This is a genomic window from Algoriphagus sp. (genome assembly GCF_024642405.1).
Classification (GTDB): Bacteria; Bacteroidota; Bacteroidia; order Cytophagales; family Cyclobacteriaceae; genus Algoriphagus.
Window position 1 is genome coordinate 1 of the sequence record NZ_JAHEBC010000442.1, and the last position, 2,851, is coordinate 2,851.

3 protein-coding genes and 1 pseudogene are annotated in these 2,851 nt (G+C 36.2%); 3 read left to right on the forward strand and 1 reads right to left on the reverse strand.

The window, feature by feature from the left end; genetic code table 11:
• From Q0L68_RS19070 to Q0L68_RS19080, 3 genes and pseudogenes are all read left to right on the forward strand, one after another.
• Window positions 1-253 (forward strand): annotated as a pseudogene (locus Q0L68_RS19070) (gfo/Idh/MocA family oxidoreductase); the annotation flags it as partial.
• A 96-nt stretch (window positions 254-349) separates the two neighbouring features.
• Entirely contained in the window at window positions 350-1,372 is a 1,023-nt protein-coding gene (locus Q0L68_RS19075; RefSeq protein WP_296705840.1) for a cobalamin-independent methionine synthase II family protein, read from the forward strand.
• A gap of 61 nt (window positions 1,373-1,433) precedes the next feature.
• Complete coding sequence (locus tag Q0L68_RS19080; RefSeq protein ID WP_296705841.1) at window positions 1,434-2,273, forward strand: MBL fold metallo-hydrolase; 840 nt, start codon at window positions 1,434-1,436, stop codon at window positions 2,271-2,273.
• A gap of 41 nt (window positions 2,274-2,314) precedes the next feature.
• Here Q0L68_RS19080 and Q0L68_RS19085 read toward each other — a convergent pair.
• Window positions 2,315-2,851 (reverse strand): hypothetical protein (locus Q0L68_RS19085; RefSeq protein ID WP_296705842.1); only part of this gene is annotated, 537 nt, incomplete at its 5' end.

Consider the following 2,851-nt stretch of genomic DNA (forward strand, 5'->3'; position numbering starts at 1 on the left):
ACCAAAGGAAACCTTTTACGATGGTTATGTGGTCAATGCGATTATGGATGCTGCCTATAAATCTGCAAAATCTAAACTTTGGGAACCCGTAGATTTAAAAGTTTGGAAAGGAAAAACCGGGGTAGGTAAACCTTCTGTTTTCCAAGAGTACGATGCGGATCATTGGTTCATTAAAAAAGAAAAATTGCCAAATGGTGATTTGTTAACGATCGTAAAAGAGAAAGTAAGTGGAAAGGTGAAAGAGATCATTTGAAATAGGAAACAAGATATAAGATGTATGATTTAACTTTCTCGTTCTTACTCCCATTTTATAGTAATTAAAAAACTTAAATAACTACAATACATAAAAATGCAACCAATCCCTATAAGAACTACCGTAATAGGCTCTTACCCTTTTCCAGGTTGGCTGGAATTTGGTTCAAACAATTTAGATAAATTTGGTAAAGCCGATATAGAAGAAATGATTGACGATGCAGTCAGCATTGCTATCAAAGATCAGGTAGATGCAGGTCTTGATGTCATCACTGATGGGGAACAAACCCGATTGGATTTTAATCTTTCCTTCTATGGATTTCTCACCGGCCTAAAACCAAACCATGATGAAACCCGAAAATTTGGCCCTCCAGCTCATGATCAGCGAGGAAAACATTCCATCATTGAACCGCTTAAAGCTCCAAAAGGACTTGGTGCTGTAGAAGAATACAAGCGTTTAGTTCGGCTTGCTCCAAGTGGACCAACATTAAAAGCATCTATACCAGGCCCTTATACTTTAAGTGGAAGAATGATTCCTGATGGAAAAATCTATAAAGACCGCTTTGACATCACAGAAGCACTTTTACCATTAGTTCGGGTTGAGATTCAACGCTTAGTGGAAGCTGGCTGTCAAGAAATTACCGTAGATGAACCTTCCATGTCTTGCTATGCCTACAAAGAAGACACAAAACGGTTTGTAGATATTTTCAATAGAACTGTTGCACCGGCTGTTGGGAAAACGAGACTCTCCACACATCTTTGTTTTGGGAATTTCAAAGGGAGACCAGTAGGCTATAGAAAATTACATCCAATGCTTCCTGATTTCCTTGATTTTAATGTAGATGAAATTCATGTGGAAATGGCCAATCGCGAGTTCGATGAAATTGCTCTTTTGGCAGCTTTTGCTGAAAAAATGGATGTGGCTGTCGGTATTATAGACGTGAAAAATTATTATATCGAATCAGTAGAAGATGTTAAAGAGAGAATCAAAGCTTGTCTTAATTATGTACCTGCTGAGAAATTAGCGGTAGCACCGGATTGTGGACTTAGTCAAACAGCAAGATGGGCTTCGAAGAGAAAACTAGCTGCCATGTGCCAAGGAGCAAAAGAGATGAGGTAAAAGTTCAGAGTGGTAATGAGTGTTAAAAATTAAATAAAAGAAGATAAATCAGAGAATTAAGATGATTAAACCGATAAAAAAAGAAGAGGCGCTATTAAAAGAAATCAAAGAATCCGCAAAAAAATCAGAAGGACTTCGAATTTGGTGGCTTGGTCAAAGTGGTTTTCTGGTCCAATGGAATGGATTTCATCTTTTACTAGACCCATACTTGTCTGATTGTTTGACCAAAAAATATGCAAATACAGAAAAGCAACATGTCAGAATGAGTGAACTTGTAATTTCTCCAGAGAAATTAAATTTCATTGATTTGGTGACTTCTTCTCATAATCATACAGATCATTTAGATGCTGAAACTCTCAATCCAATTCTTGAAGCGAACCCTGAAATCCAATTTATAATTCCTGAAGCGAATCGGGATTTTGTGGCTGAACGATTAGGATGTAATCGAAACTTACCAATAGGCCTAAATGACCAGCAAAGTTATTTTCTAAATGAGAATATATCCTTAACTGCGATTCCATCGGCACATAATGATTTCGAAACCGATGAAACGGGTCAACATAAATTTTTGGGATATATCATTAAGATTGGCCCTTATTGCATTTATCACTCAGGAGATACACTTTGGTATGAAGGATTAGAAAAAAAAGTGATTCCTTTCAAACCAGATGTATTGCTTTTACCGATCAATGGTAATAAACCGGAAAGAAAAATAGCCGGTAACATGAGTTCAGAGGAGGCTGCAAAGTTCGGAAAAACAGTGGGTTCAGGATTTGTCATTCCCCATCATTACCACATGTTTGAGTTCAACACTGAGGATCCTGAGAACTTTGTACAAGCAGCAAAGAAAGAAGGTATTAACTATCAGGCTCTTAAAATTGGCGAGCGATTTGAAAAATAGAGACTTACTTAAAAGCTTTACTTTGTTTCCTTTTTTGGAATTTATTGATTAGAGAATTTTTCCAATTCCTCTTGATAATATTTCATTCTTTCTTCATTCCCTACAGCTTTGTTCAATAAATAAAGATTGCCAATAACCCCTTTGCTTGAACCATATTTCAAAGAGTTCTCAAATTGAATGATAGCCTCTTCCTCTTTTCTTTGTATTATCAACACGGTACCCAAATTCGTATAGGAAGAAAACATATCCTCCGGTCCCGCTACTATGGCATCTCTAAAATAACGTTCAGCAAGAGGGTAATTTTTGTCTTTTAAAAAAGCAATTGTCCCTAAATTTGTCAAGACAACTGAATTGTTTGGATCAACTTCATAGGCTTTTAAAAATTTTGTTTTTGCTGCCAGCGTGTCTTTATTTTCCAACAATGATTTAGCATAAGCAGCGAAATAAGAAGGATATTTTTCGGATCCACCAAAACTCTCAAAATCATCTTCTATTTTTGAATATTGAGTCAAGGCAAGAGAATAATTTTTGTTTTGAAAAGCATCATTTCCTGATCTCATTGCTATTAAAAATGCAGT